Source organism: Lentibacillus populi (assembly GCA_014642895.1).
GTDB classification, from domain to species: Bacteria; Bacillota; Bacilli; order Bacillales; family Amphibacillaceae; genus Lentibacillus_C; species Lentibacillus_C populi.
In genome coordinates this window covers 209,527-229,483 of record BMJD01000001.1, presented here as the reverse complement: position 1 = coordinate 229,483, position 19,957 = coordinate 209,527, and the positions used below count along the sequence as shown (strand labels likewise).

Annotated in this window: 19 protein-coding genes and 1 other annotated feature (1 of these 20 cut by a window edge); of the genes, 3 read left to right on the top strand and 16 right to left on the bottom strand. The window is 40.5% G+C overall.

Going from position 1 to position 19,957, the window contains the following annotated elements; translation table 11 throughout:
* Positions 1-219, bottom strand: a binding site (T-box leader) (it extends 83 nt beyond the left edge of the window).
* A 55-nt stretch (positions 220-274) separates the two neighbouring features.
* Positions 275-448, bottom strand: a complete 174-nt coding sequence (locus tag IEX12_RS01145; RefSeq protein ID WP_188724567.1) for a sigma factor-like helix-turn-helix DNA-binding protein — start codon at positions 446-448, stop codon at positions 275-277.
* A gap of 91 nt (positions 449-539) precedes the next feature.
* Here IEX12_RS01145 and IEX12_RS01140 point away from each other — a divergent pair, with 91 nt between their 5' ends.
* Complete coding sequence (locus tag IEX12_RS01140) at positions 540-1,586, top strand: N-acetylmuramoyl-L-alanine amidase family protein (protein ID WP_188724566.1); 1,047 nt, start codon at positions 540-542, stop codon at positions 1,584-1,586.
* A gap of 48 nt (positions 1,587-1,634) precedes the next feature.
* Here the strand turns inward: IEX12_RS01140 and dtd are convergent, their stop codons facing one another.
* From dtd to IEX12_RS01105, 7 genes are all read right to left on the bottom strand, one after another.
* The gene (gene dtd, locus IEX12_RS01135; protein WP_188724565.1) at positions 1,635-2,081 is read right to left on the bottom strand and encodes a D-aminoacyl-tRNA deacylase; all 447 of its coding nucleotides are present in this window, start codon (positions 2,079-2,081) and stop codon (positions 1,635-1,637) included.
* A gap of 12 nt (positions 2,082-2,093) precedes the next feature.
* Positions 2,094-4,295, bottom strand: coding sequence for a RelA/SpoT family protein (locus IEX12_RS01130; protein WP_188724564.1), 2,202 nt, complete (start codon positions 4,293-4,295; stop codon positions 2,094-2,096).
* Between the two features lie 344 nt (positions 4,296-4,639).
* Positions 4,640-5,152, bottom strand: coding sequence for an adenine phosphoribosyltransferase (locus tag IEX12_RS01125; RefSeq protein ID WP_088050743.1), 513 nt, complete (start codon positions 5,150-5,152; stop codon positions 4,640-4,642).
* Positions 5,142-7,469 carry a single-stranded-DNA-specific exonuclease RecJ gene (recJ, locus tag IEX12_RS01120; protein ID WP_188724563.1) on the bottom strand — a complete coding sequence of 776 codons (2,328 nt, stop codon included), beginning with the start codon at positions 7,467-7,469 and terminating at the stop codon, positions 5,142-5,144. The genes IEX12_RS01125 and recJ overlap by 11 nt, the downstream gene beginning before the upstream one ends.
* Positions 7,470-7,526: 57 nt before the next feature.
* Positions 7,527-7,874 (bottom strand): LapA family protein, encoded by a 348-nt coding sequence (locus tag IEX12_RS01115; RefSeq protein WP_088050745.1) that lies wholly within the window; start codon positions 7,872-7,874, stop codon positions 7,527-7,529.
* 114 nt (positions 7,875-7,988) lie between these two features.
* Entirely contained in the window at positions 7,989-10,265 is a 2,277-nt protein-coding gene (gene secDF / locus IEX12_RS01110; RefSeq protein ID WP_088050746.1) for a protein translocase subunit SecDF, read from the bottom strand.
* Positions 10,266-10,315: 50 nt separating this feature from the next.
* Positions 10,316-10,624, bottom strand: coding sequence for a post-transcriptional regulator (locus IEX12_RS01105; RefSeq protein WP_088050747.1), 309 nt, complete (start codon positions 10,622-10,624; stop codon positions 10,316-10,318).
* Between the two features lie 197 nt (positions 10,625-10,821).
* Between IEX12_RS01105 and spoVB the strand changes: the two genes are divergently transcribed.
* A complete protein-coding gene (spoVB, locus tag IEX12_RS01100) occupies positions 10,822-12,366 on the top strand; it encodes a stage V sporulation protein B (RefSeq protein ID WP_088050748.1) in 1,545 nt (514 codons plus the stop codon).
* 127 nt (positions 12,367-12,493) lie between these two features.
* On the opposite strand, the gene IEX12_RS01095 is transcribed toward spoVB, so the two are convergent.
* Positions 12,494-13,795, bottom strand: a complete 1,302-nt coding sequence (locus IEX12_RS01095) for an ArsB/NhaD family transporter (protein ID WP_188724562.1) — start codon at positions 13,793-13,795, stop codon at positions 12,494-12,496.
* A 126-nt stretch (positions 13,796-13,921) separates the two neighbouring features.
* Between IEX12_RS01095 and IEX12_RS01090 the strand changes: the two genes are divergently transcribed.
* Positions 13,922-14,302, top strand: a complete 381-nt coding sequence (locus IEX12_RS01090; RefSeq protein ID WP_088050750.1) for a TIGR04086 family membrane protein — start codon at positions 13,922-13,924, stop codon at positions 14,300-14,302.
* 210 nt (positions 14,303-14,512) lie between these two features.
* On the opposite strand, the gene yajC is transcribed toward IEX12_RS01090, so the two are convergent.
* The 7 genes from yajC to IEX12_RS01055 form a co-directional block, all read right to left on the bottom strand.
* Positions 14,513-14,770, bottom strand: coding sequence for a preprotein translocase subunit YajC (yajC, locus tag IEX12_RS01085; protein ID WP_088050751.1), 258 nt, complete (start codon positions 14,768-14,770; stop codon positions 14,513-14,515).
* Between the two features lie 19 nt (positions 14,771-14,789).
* Positions 14,790-15,929: a tRNA guanosine(34) transglycosylase Tgt gene (gene tgt, locus IEX12_RS01080; protein ID WP_102415068.1), complete on the bottom strand. Its 1,140-nt coding sequence runs from the start codon at positions 15,927-15,929 to the stop codon at positions 14,790-14,792.
* Positions 15,930-16,027: 98 nt separating this feature from the next.
* Complete coding sequence (gene queA, locus IEX12_RS01075; RefSeq protein ID WP_088050753.1) at positions 16,028-17,053, bottom strand: tRNA preQ1(34) S-adenosylmethionine ribosyltransferase-isomerase QueA; 1,026 nt, start codon at positions 17,051-17,053, stop codon at positions 16,028-16,030.
* 229 nt (positions 17,054-17,282) lie between these two features.
* Positions 17,283-17,480: a DUF2905 domain-containing protein gene (locus tag IEX12_RS01070; protein ID WP_088050754.1), complete on the bottom strand. Its 198-nt coding sequence runs from the start codon at positions 17,478-17,480 to the stop codon at positions 17,283-17,285.
* Positions 17,477-18,481, bottom strand: a complete 1,005-nt coding sequence (ruvB, locus tag IEX12_RS01065) for a Holliday junction branch migration DNA helicase RuvB (RefSeq protein ID WP_088050755.1) — start codon at positions 18,479-18,481, stop codon at positions 17,477-17,479. Before ruvB ends, IEX12_RS01070 begins: the two co-directional genes overlap by 4 nt.
* 13 nt (positions 18,482-18,494) lie before the next feature.
* Complete coding sequence (gene ruvA / locus IEX12_RS01060; RefSeq protein ID WP_102415067.1) at positions 18,495-19,097, bottom strand: Holliday junction branch migration protein RuvA; 603 nt, start codon at positions 19,095-19,097, stop codon at positions 18,495-18,497.
* A gap of 117 nt (positions 19,098-19,214) precedes the next feature.
* A complete protein-coding gene (locus tag IEX12_RS01055) occupies positions 19,215-19,946 on the bottom strand; it encodes a YebC/PmpR family DNA-binding transcriptional regulator (protein WP_088050757.1) in 732 nt (243 codons plus the stop codon).
* Positions 19,947-19,957 lie beyond the last annotated feature (11 nt).

Sequence of the window (19,957 nt, the reverse complement as noted above, 5' to 3'; positions counted from 1 at the left end):
GTCAAGACCTACTTTTAGCAGAAATTTGCATCGGATGCCGGATAACAGAAATCGGCAAACTCCAACGTCTTCTTACCTCTGACATCTAACTTCTGTTATGTTCAGTCTCAACCCTCAGGAATGTCTTTCATTAGGTCACAATGTGAAAATGTTCTCAGCCGATGACATTTTCTCTCTTTCCACCTGAGTTCTAACTACTTTTTCCCTCAACGGTTTTACGTATAATTACGAAATTATTGAATGATTATAATCATAATCGGTCTAAAATGGAAAGTCAAGTGCGAGTAATCTTTTTCTTCAACTTTTTCACTTCACCTAACGAAATTCCAAATTCCTGCGCTATTTCCATGTGGGTTGCTTCGTTTTCCAGTTCGATAAAACGGTGAAGATTGACACCAAAGATATCTTTATTTTGCGCCGTATTCCAATGCTTTTCCGAAAATCGCATTTGATCATTCCTCCCATAAGCCTAGTTTTGCCTTATTGGGAAAATTTTATTAAACTAAATAAAACGTATCTAATAAGGAGGGACAATATAGTTGCATATTCTAAAAATGATTCTGCTTAGCTGTAGCATATTGCTTACTCTATTAACAACTGTCCATGCTGACGAAGCGATCATCAATGGAAATCAGCTAAACGTACGAACTGGTCCCGGAACAGATTACCAAAAAATCGGTTCTGTCAACACAGGTGAAGCATATCCGGTTATCCAACAACAAGGTGAGTGGGTAGAAATACAATTAACTGACGGAACAGGCTGGATCACGACTGAATTTGTTACACTTAAACAGGATAAGAAAACAAATACGAATGATTCAAGTAAAGAAACGGTCAAAACCATCACCATTTCATACGACAACACGCAAATCCGCAATGGGCCTTCGACTGATTACGAAATCATTCATTTTGCTAAAAAAGGTACAGTATTTAAAGTGGTCTCAGAAAACACCGAATGGTATGAAATCTCGGGTAAAGATATCAAAGGATTTGTTTTTAAACAACTAATCGATAGACATAATTCCGGGATAAATGACAATCTGAACAACAAAACAATTGTCATCGATGCTGGGCATGGTGGAAAAGATACAGGAGCAATCGGCGCTACAGGGATACATGAAAAAAATCTTACCTATAAAACGGCATTGGAATTACAGCAGGAGCTTTCGACACTTGGAGCAAATGTTATATTAACCAGGGAAAAAGATGACTATATTTCCTTAGCCAGCCGGACAAGCCTAGCCAACATTGCCAATACAGATGCTTTTGTCAGCATCCATTATAATAGTGTGCCGGAATTGCCTGATGTTACCGGGATTGGAACCTATTATTATGATGATCGAAATAAAAGCTTAGCGAACTACATTCAAAAAGAGGTGATCAAAGAAACACAAGCCAACGATAGGGGGGCAGCGTTTGAGGATTTTCAAGTAATCAGACAAAATTTTAAGCCGGCAGTACTGGTAGAATTAGGGTTCATTTCAAACCATGAAAAAGAACAACTGCTCCGGACTGATTGGTACCAAAAACAGCTTGTTAATGGCATTGTTGCGGGATTAACGAAATATTTTTCGCATGAACAATAATAAGAGTAAAAGGGGAAGAAACCAGGACGGGAACTTCTTCCTTTACGCTTATTTATCCTTACTATCCACTATAATTGTAACCGGGCCAACATTGGTTAACGTTATATCCATCATTGCACCGAATTTTCCTGAAGCGACTGTAATGCCTTGCTGTGTTACCAGTTCATTAAAATATTGATATAAATTATCTGCTGCATCAGGTTTTGCTGCCTGGAGAAAATTCGGCCTTCTTCCTTTTCTTGTATCACCATACAAGGTAAATTGCGATATGGACAACAAACTGCCGCCAACGTCCTTCAATGAAAAATTCATTTTTTCATCTTCATCCTCAAAAATACGCAAATTGACAATTTTGTTAACCAAATATGCTGCATCAGCTTCTGTATCCTCATGGGTGACCCCAAGCAGTACAACCAAACCATGGTCAATTTCACCGATTATTTCTCCATTTACAGTTACATTTGCATCACGTGCCCGCTGAACAACAGCTTTCATGATAAAACCCCTTTACTGCAAAGTTCGCGTTACGGTATAAACATCTTTAATTTGTTTAATTCGTTCCACGATTTTTCGTAAATGACTCGTATTGTGAATGAGTATTGTTATATTAATGATTGCCATTTTATTTCGATCCGATCTTCCGTTCACCTGGGTAATATTCGTCTTTGTTTCATTTACCGCCTGTAATACCTCATTTAATAGTCCTCTTCTGTCATAACCGGATATTTCAAGATCAACATGGTATTGTTTTCTTTCTGTCTGGTTATTTTCCCATTCCACTTCCAAATAACGCTGCTTCGCTTCTTCTGTTTGTACATTTGGGCAGTCAGCACGATGAACCGAGACACCACGCCCCTTGGTAATATAGCCAACGATTCGATCACCTGGAACAGGGTTGCAGCATTTGGATAAACGAACTAACAGATTGTCAACCCCTTCTACCTTTACGCCGGAATCACGCTTATGTGACTTTTTCTCATTCACTTCCGTCTTTACTTCTTCAAGCGTTTGCGCAAGTTCCTGTTCTTTTTGTTGCGTTTTTCTGATTTTATCTGTTAGACGTGTTGCTATTAAGGCTGCTGTTATCCCTTGATAACCAACTGCAGCGTACATATCATCTTCGTTTGTAAAATTAAATTTTTCGAAAACACGCTGTAAATTTTCCTGTGTTAACACGTCCTTAGGTGCAAACGACAATGCCCTAATCTCTTTATCAACCAATTCCTTCCCTTTGGCAATATTTTCTTCACGACGCTGTTTTTTAAAAAACTGTTTAATTTTATTTTTTGCTTGTGATGTTTGTGTAACGTTCAGCCAATCTGGTGATGGACCATACGAATGTTTCGAGGTCATCATTTCAATAATGTCACCATTTTTGAGCTTATAATCAAGTGGTTCCATTTTTCCGTTAATTTTTGCACCAATCGTCTGATTACCGATTTCTGTATGAATTTTATACGCAAAATCAAGTGGAACAGACCCGGACGGCAATTCGATTACATCACCTTTCGGGGTAAAAACATACACCATATCGGAGAACAAATCGACCTTTAAGGATTCCATAAATTCTTCGGCGTCATGCGTTTCATTTTGCCACTCCAGAATTTCCCTGAACCATGTCAATTTTTCCTCAAACGACCGCTTATCCTTATTTACTTGCTTACCTTCTTTATAAGCCCAATGGGCAGCGATTCCATATTCAGCAATGTCATGCATCTCTTTTGTCCGGATTTGCACTTCAAGCGGATCACCTTTTGGGCCAATTACTGTTGTATGCAGGGATTGATAAAGGTTTGGCTTGGGCATGGCGATATAGTCTTTAAACCTGCCCGGCATCGGCTTCCAGCACGTGTGAATGATTCCGAGTACTGCATAGCAATCCTTAATGCTGTGCACAATAATCCGAACAGCAAGTAAATCGTATATCTCATTAAATTGTTTGTTTTGCTTTACCATTTTTCGGTAAATACTGTACAAATGCTTCGGTCTTCCGGAGATGTCTGCTTTGATGTTTACTTCCTCCAGCTGTCCATTTACCTCGTCCATGACCTCTTTAATATAGGTTTCACGCTGTTCTCTTTTCTGCTTCATTAATTGAACAATCCGGTAATACTGCTGTGGATTTAAGTACCGTAATGCTGTATCCTCTAATTCCCACTTAATGGTTGAAATCCCTAAACGGTGTGCGAGCGGCGCAAAAATCTCCAATGTCTCATTTGAAATCCGCCGCTGTTTTTCCGGTCTTAAATGCTTTAATGTCCGCATATTGTGCAGACGGTCAGCAAGCTTTATTAAAATAACACGTATATCCTTCGCCATCGCTACGAACATTTTACGGTGATTTTCTGCTTGTATAGCCTCTTGTGACTTATATTTGATTTTACCCAGCTTCGTTACACCATCAACGAGCATTGCTACTTCATGATTAAATTGTTCCTCGATTTGCTCTAGCGTAACATCTGTATCCTCCACGACATCATGCAAAAATCCACCGGCGATTGTTTCCGGGTCCATTTCAAGATCCACCAATATCCCGGCAACCTGAACCGGATGAATAATATAAGGCTCACCAGATTTCCGGTACTGATCACGGTGTGCCTCATATGCAAATTCATATGCGCGGCGAATAAACGCAGTATCGTCTTCAGTCAGATACTGTTCTGCCTTGTCTATCACATCTTCAACTGTCATAATCGCTTCCTTTGCCATGTAATCACCTTTATTCGCTGCTTTAGAATTCAGTAGATAAGCTTTTTTATAGTAAACACACATAAAACTGAAACATCGTATAACACTATACCAGAACAGGCTGCGCCCAGCTCTAGCACCAAGTTACCAGTGGACAACGCCCGCCCGTAGGATAAGTCAAATCGGTTCGCTTTTACCTTTGTACTAGTATCGAAAATTTTAGTACAATTGTAAAGAAAAAACCTCTAAACCGCCAGTTTATTTCGACTGCTATCCAATTCCTAATTATATTATAAATAATAGGCCTGACGAGCATTTCCTCCATCGTCAGACCCTTGATCATATTTTCCCTGAGTACTCGCCAATCAATATTGCATCAATGTCAATACATCATAACCGTTTAATTTTTCCCGGCCGTTTAAATAAGAAAGTTCGATTAAAAATGCACACCCGGCAACAATTCCGCCAAGCTCTTCTACCAATTTTATCGTTGCCTCTATTGTACCACCTGTGGCAAGTAAATCATCGGTAATTAATACACGCTGTCCAGGTTTAATCGCATCCTTATGAATCGTCAGAACATTTTTGCCGTATTCCAGTCCGTAATCAACTTTGATCACTTCCCTTGGAAGTTTGCCTTCTTTACGTACGGGTGCAAACCCGATTTCCAGTGCATATGAAACAGGACAGCCAATGATGAACCCCCGCGCTTCCGGCCCAACAATAATATCGATATCCTTTGCTCTGGCGTAATCAACAATCTCGTCAACTGCAGATTTAAATGCTTTGCCATTATCCATCAGTGGGGTAATATCTTTAAATTGTACTCCCTCTTTTGGCCAGTCCTCAACTATTTTAATATAGTTTTTATATTCCATGGGTTACTTTTTCCTCCTTGGGTACTTCCACATCTGCCATACAAAATGAAAACCATTTTTTTAACACTTTATAATTGGAGTAATATAATGTCTTTTCAATATCAGCTTGTCTTAATCGCTTCTGGTAAACCTTGGAATCCCGTAAATCACTTTTTACTGGGGTTGGATTATAATCGATAACACCATTATCTATTTTAACAAATCCCAATTCAAAAAACACCTTTGACATAAAAACGATCCGATCTTTCGTCCACCCTCTTGCGCGCATAAGCATTTCCAGTTCCCCGTTCAAATCAATAGTCTTCCGTTTTAAAATTTGTGCATAAAACCATTTAAAATCGTCCCTTGAGGGGAACACCTGCATATACATGCTGTTTTCTACGTTGAAACATGCATGTATTGTTGCCGGTTTTGTTTTTTTGATCAGGTCTTCCAGCTTTCCTAAATCGGGTGGCAAATCAAAAATAAACAAGGATGATACTTTGTCCAATGCTGCAAAATCCATGTCATACGTAACTATCCCGAGATCTTTTGGAATTCGTTCGGTAATCTGCCGGCAAACTGCATAATCAACTTCCGGATTTGAATCATATAGCGTTAAATCCAGCTGCTTCTTCCCACGATGATCAAACAATTGCCATTCATCAATTCTTAAGTCCCGGATAACCATTTGCGGTTTTCTCATCCCGTTCCATTCATTAATTCCGATTTCCCCCACAAGAGATACATTTGCCTGCTGGGAAATCTTCGGATACAAATCACCTAACCCAAAGCCAATGCCATCAAGCTGACACGTGTCCTCCCTAAAGTGCAATTTTAAATGCTTCTTGTTATTACCAAGCTGGCGTATTTCTGCAGGGACTTGTTTGATATGAAAAATTGGCTTTGGATTTGCCATGCCAAATGGCGCCAATTGCTCCAGTTCATTCACTAAGGACTCGGTCGCTTCCGATATTTTCAGTGTTTTGCTGATGACAATTTCCTGTTTAAAATCCTCAGCGGTTAACTGCTGGTGGATTAATTCATTTAAATGCTTTTTAAGGTCGTGAAGATTGTGCAGTGGCAATGTCATACCCGCTGCTTGCGCATGTCCACCGAAATGCGTAAATAGTTCCCTGATCCGCATGCAATTTTTAAACAGGTCAAAAGCTGGAATACTTCGTGCGGAACCTTTGATCCTTTCTTCCTCCGGATGAATAGCAAGCACGATTGCAGGCCGGTCATATTTTTGTACAAGTCTTGATGCAACAATCCCCAGGACTCCTTCATTCCAACCTTCCCTTGCAACGACAATCACACCACTTTGATCTGCTGGTTGTACCATGCCTTCTGCTTCTTTTACAATATCGGCGACAATTTGCTGGCGCTGCCGATTTAACTGCTCTACCATTTCGGCTAATTCTTCGGCTTCCTCCTGGTCATCCGTCAGTAAAAGCTGGACCGCTAAATCAGCATCCTGAAGCCGGCCAACCGCGTTTAAGCGAGGGCCAATCAGAAACCCGATATCTTCTTCAGTAACGGTTCCTTCTATTTTACACCATTTTTTCAATGCTTTTAGCCCTTGACGATTTGTTGTCGTGAGTTTTCTAAGCCCATAATAGGCAAGGATACGATTTTCGTTAACTAACGGTACGAGATCGGCAATGGTGCCAATCGCGACCAAATCCAATAACTGCTCGGGAAAATAACCTAGTAATTGTTCAGCAAATTTAAAAGCGACCCCAACTCCTGCAAGCTCCTGGAACAGATAATCAGGTGAACATTTTGGATGAATAATAGCAAAAGCATCCGGTAATTGCTCCTGCGGTTCATGGTGATCAGTGATAATCAAATCAAGTCCAAGCTCTTTTGCTATGTTCGCTTCATGTACAGCTGCTATTCCGTTATCAACGGTAATGATCAACCGGAATCCATCTTCATATGCTTTCCTGAAAGCAGCTTCATTCGGTCCATACCCTTCCGTAAACCGGTTCGGAATATAATAATCACAAGCAGCACCAAGCTTCCGTAATGCTATTAATAGAACAGTAGTAGAGCTCACGCCATCCGCATCATAATCCCCATAAATAAGAATCTTTTCATTTTGTTCAATTGCCTTATGTACACGTAAAGAAGCCTTTTCAATTGATGCCAGGTGATGCGGACTATGTAAATTTGTCAGGCTGGGCGATAAAAATTCCCTTGCCTGATTTGCCGTTGTTATTCCTCGTTGTAATAGCAGTTCTTTCGTAACAGGAGATAATTGTATGGTATCGTCCATCCATTGTAAAGATTCGTTATTTGTTGCAAACTTCCATTTTGCCTTACTTTGTAACATAAATTCACCCCTGACTCACCTATTATACACAAATAGCGGCAGGGGTCGCAATTAGAATTATTTTGTCGATTGATTTTTTCCGTCTGCTTCGTTACGTTTACCATTGCCATTCGTATGTAGAGGAAATTGATCTGCCAACCCATGTTTTTTTAGTAAGTTGCTCATTTCTTCGTTTTCCGTTTTTAGCAGACGGATTTCCCGCTGCAAACGAAACATTCGGACAACTCCAGCAGCAGCGGTGATGATTCCACCCATCAGGACAGAAAACAAAATCACTAAAATAAGTGGTGATTCACCTGACCAGAACAAGTAATTCACTTCAACCACATCAACATTTGTTACCGCAAATACAGCAACAATAATAACAAAAATAATAGCAAAAATAACATACGTTTGACTACGCATTACAACCCCTCCTTCCAATATCATTCCCCTAATCCTGTCATAAAGACCCCCTTGTTACCAGTTTGTGTAACAAGGGGGTCTTTTTATCACTAATCTTCCCTGAAACGGCATTTCTTAAACTTGTGGTCCTTCTGTACGTTTCTTCTTCGCAAATACTACAGGTTTTTTCTTGATCATTTTGCCGCGCCAGACTAACCAAAGCTGGGACGCCAGGAAGATGGATGAATAGGTTCCCATAGTCAGACCGACCGCTAAAGCAATTGCAAATCCTCTTATCGATTCAGCACCTAAAAACAGGAAGGCCAGAACGGCAATCATCGTCGTTAAGGAAGTATTAATACTGCGAGTTAGTGTTTGCACCAAACTCCGATTGACAATTTTAGCGAGTTCCTTAACTGATTTGACTGGTTTTCTTCTCCTCTGCAAGTTCTCCCTGATCCGGTCAAACGTTACAATTGTATCGTTAATGGAATACCCAATAACGGTCAGAACAGCAGCAACAATCGTAACATCAAACTCAATCCTCGTAAAACTGAAGACAGCCAATATAAAGAACGCATCATGAATCAACGCAATAATCGCTGTGATCGCAAAGAAAAACTCAAACCGGAATGCGACATAAATGATCATGCCAATAGAGGCAATTCCAAGTGCGTACAAGGCATTTTTAACAAGCTCCTGCCCAACAATTGGTGACACAACACTTACACTAGGTTCAACTCCATATTTCTCATTAAAGAATGCTTTCAGGTCCGCGATTTTATCTTCATTTATTACTGAATCATAGCGAATCACCGCAACATTTTTATTATCACCTGAAAGAACAGGTTCAGCGTTTGGCTTTATCCCTAATTCATCTAAATCCTGAACGATTTCATCTGCATTCAAACTATCGTCGGCCATAATTTGTATCCTTGATCCACTGGTGAAATCAATTCCCGGATTCAATTGAAAAATCGCAAGTGAGATGGCACCAAGAATGACCATAATGATGGATGCAGTAAAAAACTTTTTCCGATGTTTTACAATGTCGACCTCATGATGAAACAGTGTCGGTTCCACTTCTGTTTTATCCCTGATATCGCGAATGTCCTGCTTTTTCACACCAAACCAGCCTGGTCGGTTTTTCAGTAATTTCGCCTTGATCCATAATTGTAATAACAGTCTCGAACCGTAAACAGCCGTAAGGAAGCTGATTACGATACTTAGAATCAGCATCGTCGCAAAACCTTTAATCGAACTTGTACCAAATACGAATAAAACAGCAGCCGCTAATATCGTTGTTATATTGGCATCGATAATCGCCCGTAAGGAATTACTTGTCCCTGCCTTAAATGCCGCTTGAAGCGACTTGCCCTCACGCAGCTCTTCCTTGAATCGTTCAAATGTAATGACGTTCGCATCGACCGCCATCCCGACACCAAGGATTAATGCGGCAATACCCGGTAATGTCAGAACACCATGCATCAGTTCAAAGCATAATAAAATCAGGTAAATGTAAATACTTAAATTGATCGCTGCAATTAAGCCTGGAAAACGATAGACAACGATCATAAACAAAAAGATAATGCCAATACCGATGATGCCGGCAAGAATAGTTTTATTCAGCGCTTGTTCCCCGAATTGAGCGCCTACAGACGTTGAGTATTTTTCCGTTAAATTAACGGGGAGTGACCCGGAATTAATAATATCCGCTAACCGCTGCGCTGATTCAGCTGTAAAGTTGCCTGTGATCATTACATTGGATGTATTAAGTGTTTCTGATACCTGTGGTGCGGAGATATATTTTGGCTCATCCTTTTTTGTCTCCTCGGCAAATGAATCCCCTTCCTGATAGTCCATCCAAATAACAAGCAAATTATCATCATATGGTGTATCCGGGTCATTCATTTGTTTAATTTCACTTGTTACTTTGCCGAATTTGGACGCATCCTTCAAAGATAACGTTACAATTGGCTGTTTCGTATCCGGATGGAAGTCTTGTTTGGCACTTCCTTCCTTTACATCTGCCCCGTTTAACAATTCATTATCGTTAACATCACGAAATGATAGACGTGCGGATGTAGACAGCATTTCTCTCGCTTCTGTCTGATTTTGTACACCTGCAAGCTGAACTCTGATGCGATTCGGCTCTTCAATATCAATGTTCGCTTCACTAATACCTAGCCGGTCAACACGTTCAGTTAATGTACGTACCGTTGCTTCCAGTGCATCCCGGTCAATCTTCTGGCTCTTATCCACCGGTTTAACGTCATATAAAACTTCGAAACCGCCTTGCAGATCCAGGCCTAAATTAATATTTTTTGTGATTCCGGTAATCGTTGTCCCAATCAATCCTGCGAATAGTAATACGATTAGAAAAAAGGCAACGATCCTGCCTCTACTTTTCATCTACCAAATTGCCTCCCTTTTATAGCGGTAAAACGTTCTTTCAAACCTTGTTATTGATCCGTTCTTTCCGCTTCACTGCCTCCGGTTAACGCGGCAATTGATGCCATCAAATCATCATCCTGATAAGCGTGAAGCGTTAAATAACTCATATACATATTTGCTGCAAGATGAAAAATATCCTGTGCTACCTCGTATAATCGTTTTGAGGGATTCCCTTTCCAGACTTTCTGGACTAAGCAATTCCAAATATCATCGTTTGTCGCCTGTGCATACCCCAACAGCTTAAATTCACTTGTTTTACTGTCCAAAGCCGGTTTCATCATAGGCTTCCATTCTTCAACATTTCGTAAAGTTTCCAAGCCCCAACCTCCTGTTTACCCTTCAGGATTTATTATTATTCTACACCATTACCGTATCAAACACTATGTATGACTCCCCATCTCCCTGGTTTCCTCGTAAAATGTTAAATTCGCTTTCTTGTCATGCTTGGCCAACTCGATAGCATATATATCATTGTATACGAAATTTTATTTTTTGAGAAGGCAGGTCGTACGAAATGACCAAACAATCATTTCTGCAAGGGACATTAATATTGATTATCGCCGGCATGATAACCCGTTTTCTCGGCTTTATAAATCGCATGGTGCTCGCACGATTCATGGGCGAAGAAGGTGTTGGTCTGTATATGATGGCATTGCCGACACTTTTTCTGGTTATGACATTGACACAATTAGGTTTGCCAGTCGCTATATCAAAACGTGTTGCGGAAGCGGAAGCGCGAAATGATCGGGTTAAAGTCAAAAAAATTCTCACTGTATCGTTAATTGTTACCGCGATATCAAGCGTTATCTTTACAACTGCTATGATTATTTCCGCTCCCTTTATTTCATCATTAACGGATAAACGGACACTTTATCCTTTATTGGCAATCAGTCCGATTATCCCGATTACGGCAATTTCAGCAGTGCTCAAAGGATATTTTCAAGGAAAACAAAACATGAAACCGCAAAGCTTTACACTGGTAATCGAACAAGTTGTACGGATCACAAGTGTTGCCTTCTTTGTCAAATTGCTTCTCCCTTATGGTATCGAATATGCCGCAGCTGGTGCAATGTTCAGTGTTATTCTTGGTGAATTTATCTCGTTACTCGTGTTAATTCAAATTTTCAAGCGAAAAAAAACGGTGAAAATTCGCTATCGGTTTTTCAAGTATTTAAAAGCAAGCAAAGATACACTTAAAGAATTGTTTTCAATTGCCTTGCCTAGTACAGGCAGTCGTTTAATTGGTTCATTTTCCAATTTTTTAGAACCAATTTTGGTTGCGCAAAGCTTGGCGATTGCCGGAATTTCAAGCAATTTGGCAACAAAACAATATGGAGAACTGACCGGCTTTGCCCTTCCATTATTATTTTTGCCAACATTTATTACAAATTCCTTATCTATCGCCTTGGTCCCGTCAATATCAGAGGCAGAAGCGAATAAACATAACCGGTTAATTCATTATCGGATTCATCAATCCATTCGCATATCATTTGCCTCCGGAGCCCTTGCAACAATTGTCCTGACCCTTTTTTCCGTACCGATTTTAACATATATGTATGGGACAGGGAATGCAAGTAAATTTTTAGTACTCATGGCGCCATTTTACTTATTGCTTTACATTCAAGCCCCGCTTCAGGCGGCATTACAAGCATTGGATTTAGCGAGACCTGCAATGTGGAACAGTTTAATTGGCGCCATCTGCAAATTTACTGTACTCATTTTATTGGCATCAAATCCAAACTTTGGAATCATGGGTGTTGCCTTGGCAATGGTTGTCAGTGTAGTTTTAGTTACACTGCTGCACTTAGCCTCACTAAGAAAGGCAATACGTTTTACAATCCCACTGAAAGACCTTGTTAAAATGATCTTATTGCTTGTCATCACATGGGTTATTGGTGACTTTTTTAAGAACATATATGGTTTAATGGAGTCAAATATTTTTGGTTTGCTTTCTATCTTCATTATCTTAACATGTATCTATATTGTCCTGTTATTTGTTTTAAGGTTTATTACCAAGGAGGAACTGAAACAGATTCCGTTCCTTCAGAAATGGGTTTAAATCACCCCTCAGTGTTCCGGTGAAGAGATAATAAAAAACCTGCCACTTCAGAGGGTCAAAAGTCAGAGGTCTGGGATCAGATTTGATTTCTGACTTCTGACCTCTGACATCTGAAATAGCCGGTTTCTTAAAATGCTTGTCCCATATATGGAATTAAATAACGGATATAAATGTAGATAGATGAAATAACCAACGAGAATAATACGAACGGGATTCCGTAAAGCAGAAAGCGGATAAATGGAATTTTTTCCTTTGCCCCCTCCGCGAGTCCCGCTACGACCACATTAGCAGAAGCACCAACAAGTGTGGCATTCCCCCCTAAGCAGGCTCCTAAAGCCAGTGACCACCAAATCGGGTCAAGATACACCAACCCATAACTCTCAAACTCACGTATAACCGGAATCATTGCGGCAACAAACGGAATATTATCCACAATACCAGAGAACAGGCCGGAAACCCACAATATTAAAAGTGCCGTTTTGGAAAAGTCCCCCTCCGTCGTCACGATGATCGCTTTAGCTAGCTCGTCAATAATTCCAACCTCCTGCAATCCGCCAACAAGTGTAAACAACCCAATAAAGAAAAGTAATGTTACCCATTCCACTTTTTTGAAAACATGTTCTGCAGAAATTTCGTTTTCGGTTAACAGCAGCAATAAAATGGCACCAGATAAAGCAACCGCTGTTAACTCAATATGCAAAAGAGACTGAAACAAAAAACCTGTAATGGTTAGACCTAATACAACAATCGATTTATACAGCATTGGTGTTTTGATCAATTGTTCCGCAGCATCAATTTCCATTAGTTTTTTTTCATTTGCTTTGTCATGTTGTAATGTGCGGCGGAAGAGAAGCACAATGGCGAGTAACATGACTAAAAAAACAATCAAAGCTACCGGTGCCAAATGCTGTAAAAACGATAAAAATGTCAAATGATCTACTGCCTGTCCGATCATTATATTAGGAGGGTCACCGATCATAGTAGCTGTACCACCTATATTGGAACTAAAAATGATTGCCAGTAGATATGGAAACGAAGGGAGGTTTAACAACCTGGTTATCTTTAAGATAATCGGTACAAAAATTAGGACAGTCGTAACATTGTCCAATAGCGCAGATCCGACAGCGGTTAACACACTTGCCCCAATCAGTAATGGAATCGGTGCACCTTTTACCCGCTGGGCGAAACGAATCGCAATAAAGGAAAATAGTCCAGTCTTCTCCGTTATCGAGATCAGCACCATCATCGAAAACAACAGTGCAATCGTATTCCAATCGATATAATTCATAAAAACATCGTCCGCTGTATAAATACCCGATAACAATAATAAGACACCGCCAAATAAGGCAACGATAGCACGATTCAATTTCTCCGTCATTATTAAAATATAACTGACAATAAAAATAAGTGATGCGAGTATGACATTCATTTGACACTTCCCCCATACACGATTCATTTCTCCTAAAAATATATGCCAGAGAAAAGAAAAATATTTTCAGTCTATTTTTTTATTCCATGAATAGAATGACAGTAACTGGACAAGGGGGTAAACGTCGTGAAAAAACAACAATTTATTGCTTTACTGTATGGCTGGATTGTAATACTCGGACTTATTCTGGTCACAAGTTTTATTTTGGGACTACTGCTAAGATTTACCGGTATGAATGAAAACACATTATCCTGGGTAACATTAGTAGTCGGTTTACTAGCATTATTTACTGGTGGAATTGTTGCCGGGGCAAAGGGAAAACAAAAAGGCTGGGTAATCGGCTCTGTGACCGGACTCGGTTTTACACTTTTCACGTTTCTGGTTCAATACTTGGGGTACGAACAAACATTTTCGCTAGAGCAGTCACTTCACCATTTAGGATTTATTGCAGCAGCCCTTTTTGGTGGGGTAATCGGGGTGAACATGGTTGTTGCAGATGAAAAATAGGCGAATGCTCCCATTTATGTTTGGTGCGGATGCGATTCTGCAATCATTAAACAGTTTACTTATTTCTGGCAAAAAGAAAAAGCGCTGACGGATTTCGCAGCGCTTTTTCTTTTTTATACTGCTATGTATAAAGATTGGTGGCCTAAGCAATAGACTCGGCAGGTATACCTATTCAACAATAGTCCATTGCTCATCCAACTGAAAAAATGTCTAACTTTTAACTTCACGAATTGCTGAACGGTCAAATGACAGTTTTGTACCATCACCCGCTTCAATCACAACGATGTTTTCATCAATCTGGTGAATCGAACCGTGGAAACCGCCAATTGTTACAATACTATCTCCCTTTTTCAAATCAGACTGCATTTGTCTTACTTGTTTTTGCCGCTTTTGCTGTGGACGGATAAGCAAGAAATAGAAGATAACAAACATTAAAATAATTGGTGACAATTGTATAAGCATGTCCATTTATGGATTCCTCCCTTCCTTAAAAGTTTTTTGCATTCGGTTGATTAAAACCATATTGATCAAAGAATGCTTCCTTAAAGTCGCCAAGTCGATCTTCACGTATCGCTTTTCGTACTTTCTCCATTAATTCTAACAGAAAATATAAATTATGGTAAGTAGTAAGTCTAAATCCAAATGTTTCATTGCATTTTATTAAGTGACGGATATAGCTTCGTGTGTAATTTTGACACACATAACAGTCGCACTGGTCATCAATCGGCCCAAAATCACGGGCATATGCAGCATTTCGAACGACAAGTCTGCCGGCTGATGTCATGCATGTCCCATTCCGGGCAATTCTTGTTGGCAATACACAATCAAACATATCAATCCCACGTATTGCACCATCGATTAATGAATCTGGTGACCCTACTCCCATTAAGTACCTTGGCTTCGTACTCGGCATGAGCGGTGTTGTATATTCAAGCATCCGATTCATCACTTCTTTCGGTTCACCAACCGAAAGACCGCCGATCGCATATCCTGGAAAATCCAATGACGCCAAATCCTCAGCACTTTGTTTACGTAAATCTTCAAACTCACCGCCTTGAATGATGCCAAATAGCCCTTGATCATTTTTTCGGTTATGTGCTTCCAAGCAGCGTTCAGCCCAGCGTGATGTCCGCTCGACAGATGCCTTCATGTAGTCATGTGTTGCCGGATATGGCGGGCACTCATCAAAAGCCATCATAATATCGGAACCAAGCGCGTTTTGAATCTGCATTGATTTTTCCGGAGAAAGAAATAGCTTTTCGCCATTTAAATAGTTGCGGAAATGAACACCCTCTTCCTTTATCTCACGCATGTCACTTAAACTGAAAACCTGGAACCCGCCTGAATCAGTAAGAATGGCCTTATCCCAGTTCATAAACGCATGAAGCCCGCCAGCGTCCCGAATAATATCCTCACCTGGTCTTAGCCACAAATGATACGTATTGGAAAGAATAATTTTCGCATTCATTTCCGTTAATTCTTCGGGGCTCATGGTTTTTACCGTCGCCAGTGTCCCAACCGGCATAAACATTGGTGTATCAAATGAACCGTGCGGGGTATGCACCTTACCAAGCCTAGCACCGGTCTGTTTACATGTTTTTATTAATTCATATGTTATTGCTGTCATTATATTCGTCCTTCACAAATAGTTTATGTTCAAAAAGTTGCCAAATGGGAAACAAGTAAGCGCCCGAGTTCGCTTTTGGTGACTTTTTGAACATCCTCCTAAATAATTAACATCGCATCGCCAAAACTAAAAAAACGATATCGTTCCTTTACAGCCTCATGATACGCCTGCATAATTGTTACCCGATCTGCTAAAGCACTTACCATCATAATTAGCGTCGACTTTGGCAAATGAAAGTTGGTAATGAGTCCATCAATTGCCCGAAACTGATATGGTGGATAAATAAAAATATCGGTCCAGCCGCTCGCCTCCTGGAATTTACCGTGGTCACGGACAATCGTTTCCAGTGTTCTCGTTGATGTGGTACCAACCGAGATAATCCGGCCATTATTTTCTTTTACGTTTGTCAATGTTGCAGCTGTTTCTTTTGTCATGTGATAAAACTCGGAATGCATTTTATGCTCATCGATTTTTTCAACACTCACGGGCCGAAATGTACCTAATCCAACATGTAATGTAATAAAGGCAATAGTAACACCCATTTCCCTGATCTCGTCCAAAAGCTCATTGGTAAAATGCAGACCTGCCGTCGGTGCCGCCGCGGAACCTTCCTCTTTTGCATATACCGTTTGATACCGTTCCTTTTCCGGCAATTGTTCTTTTATATAGGGTGGCAGTGGCATTTCACCAAGTTCATCCAAAACTTCATAAAAGATTCCATCGTATGCAAATTGTAAAATCCGGCCGCCATGCTCTAACGTATCCAAACACGTCGCCGTTAGTTTTCCATCACCGAAAATGAGCTTTGTTCCTGCTTTTACCTTTTTAGCTGGTTTAGCGAGCACTTCCCAGCTGTCCCCCTCCTGTTGGTGCAAAAGCAGGATTTCAATTTTAGCCCCGGTATCTTCTTTAATGCCATACAATCTGGCAGGCAGGACACGTGTATCATTTAAAACGAGACAGTCGCCTTTTCTCAGGTAGTCTTTAATATCGGTAAAATGCTTGTGTTCAATAGTTTTAGCGTCACGATTTAACACCAGCATCCTTGAAGCCGCCCGATCTTTCAACGGTGTTTGCGCGATTAGTTCTTCTGGTAAATCAAAATCAAAATCTTCAATGTTCATGGTGTATGAAGCTCCTTACTTGATAGATAAGAAAGTATATAAATCCAGGCTCTATTCTGCTCATACCAGAGTAGGCCACGTCCGGCTCCAGCGCCCAGCGGCTAGTATACTTCCTTCACCTCCGTACGATAAGTCAACATCGACTTCCTCCGGTCGTCGTGTTTCCTTTATCTCCTACGGCTCAGTCCAGCATATACGCCGCTAACCGGGCGCTTACGCCTTTGTTCTCTTAACGAAATTTGCCCAACAGATAAAAAATAAGCGACAAAATAATACTAACGACAATCGATGTCATGATTGGGAAATGGAAGGAGAAATTTCCCCTTTTAAAACTAATGTCACCGGGAAGTTTTCCAATAAATGTCCAAATAATACCAATTAGAATAAACGCAATCCCTAAAATAATAAATAGTTTTCCCATATTCATTCGCTATCGTTTCCTTTTAATCCGAAATGCTGGTAGGCCTTCGGGGTTACTACTCTTCCTCTTGGTGTACGCTGAATAAAACCAATTTGTAATAAATACGGTTCATAGACATCTTCAATTGTTTGTGCCTCTTCGCCGATTGTTGCAGCAATCGTATCCAGCCCGACCGGACCACCCTGGAAGCCATCAATAATGCCTTTTAACAGTTTATGGTCGATATGATCGAGCCCAACATCATCAACTTGCAGCATCTGTAAAGCGAGATCCGTTGTTTCTAAACGAATTGCTTCTTCCCCTTTTACCTGGGAAATATCGCGAATTCGTTTTAGCAGCCTGTTGGCAATACGTGGTGTCCCCCGCGATCTTCTTGCCACCTCATTAGCTGCATCTTTGGTAATCATTGTTTCAAAAATATCAGCCGTCCGTTCGACAATCGCACATAAATCCTTGGTTTCATAGTATTCCAATCTGCTGAGTACCCCAAACCGGTCACGCAACGGTGCTGACAGGAGGCCAGAACGGGTTGTAGCCCCAACCAACGTAAAGGGCGGCAAATCAATGCGAACGGATCTTGCACTTGGTCCTGAACCAATCACGATATCAAGGAAAAAGTCCTCCATTGCCGGGTACAATACTTCCTCAACCGAACGTGGCAAACGATGAACCTCATCAATAAACAGCACATCCCCAGGTTCAAGTGACGAAAGAATAGCAGCAAGGTCACCCGCCCGTTCAATTGCCGGTCCTGATGTTGAGCGAAATTGTACTCCCATTTCATTGGCAATAATTGCCGCGAGGGTTGTTTTTCCTAAACCAGGTGGTCCATACAGCAGTACATGATCAAGTGGTTCTTCACGCATTTTTGCTGCCTGAATAAAAATACGCAAATTTTCTTTTACCTTCTGCTGACCAATATATTGATTTAATGTTGTGGGGCGAAGACTAAGCTCAACAGTCGAATCCTCCGCTTGTAACTCACCTGTTACCATTCGCTCATCCATTCTTTAGCCCCCCTTAACTTTTCACTAATAATCCTAATGCTTTACGAATGAGTTCATCTGTATTTTCTGTGTCTTCATTTCGCAGTTTTGGCATGATTGCTCTAATTTCCCGATCGGAATAGCCAAGTGCTTTCAATGCTTCCTGTGCATCCGTTAATCCCTTTCCCGTTGCTTCTATAACTTCCAACGTGGTTGGTTGTACTTCCAATGAAAGCATCGTTGTCAATTTTCCTTTTAAATCTAATATAACCTGTCTTGCGGTTTTTTTACCTATTCCCGGAAAACTTGTTAAAAATTTATCATCTTCACGCTCAACTGCTGCGACAAAGTCCCCAACATTTACCGAACTTAATATGGCAAGCGCCCCTTTAGGCCCGATACCTGACACTTGAAGCAGCTTTTGGAAAAGCGATTTTTCGTCCTGATTTTTAAACCCATACAATACTTGTGTATCCTCCCGAACATAATGATATGTATAAACAAATGCTTCCTTGTTTAGCAATGTCTGAAACACAAAAGGATTGGCACAGATTATTTCGTACCCAACCCCCTGAACATCCATTATAACAGAATCTTCATGAATAGATGCAACAATCCCCTTTATGTATGCGATCATTCGAATCTTCCCCTCCTGCAAGTCCTGACACTATTTTACCACATTCATACCCGTAAACAAAAAAACACCAACAGAGGGGAGTTCCCAATTGGTGTTTTTACTTGGAATCAGTAAACATTACTCTGATTCCTCTAAATTATGGTAGATGTCCTGAACGTCCTCATTATCCTCCAGCACATCTATCAAATTCAGCATTTTCTGTTCGTCATCAGCAGCTAACTTGCTGTATGTTTGGGGAATCAAGGTGATTTCAGCGTCCGCTAATTCGTAATCATTTTTACGCAAATGCTCACAAACGGCAGTAAAGTTTTCAGGTGAAGTATATATTTCATAGGCACCTTCTTCAACTACGATATCATCTGCCCCTGCTTCTATCGCTTCCAAAGTGATTTCATCTTCGCTAATAGAACCATCTTCATTTTCAATAACAATATAACCCTTACGATCAAACATGAACGAGACACTGCCATTTTCACCTAAATTGCCGCCATTCTTTTTAAAAGCGTGGCGGACTTCAGCAGCAGTACGGTTTTTGTTGTCTGTTAAAATATTTACGATAACAGCTACACCCCCAGGGCCGTAACCTTCATATGTGAATTCTTCATAGTTCGCTCCATCAAGTGAACCTGTTGCCTTTTTAATCGCACGATCGATATTATCATTCGGCATATTGTCAGCTTTTGCTTTATCTATAGTCAAGCGGAGTGTTGCATTTGTCGACGGATCCCCACCACCTGCTTTAGCAGCCATATAAATATCCTTTGCATGGCGCATGAAAATTTTTCCTTTTTTTGCATCCTGTGCATTTTTTCTGCGTTGTATATTTTTCCACTTAGAATGACCAGCCATAGGACATTCTC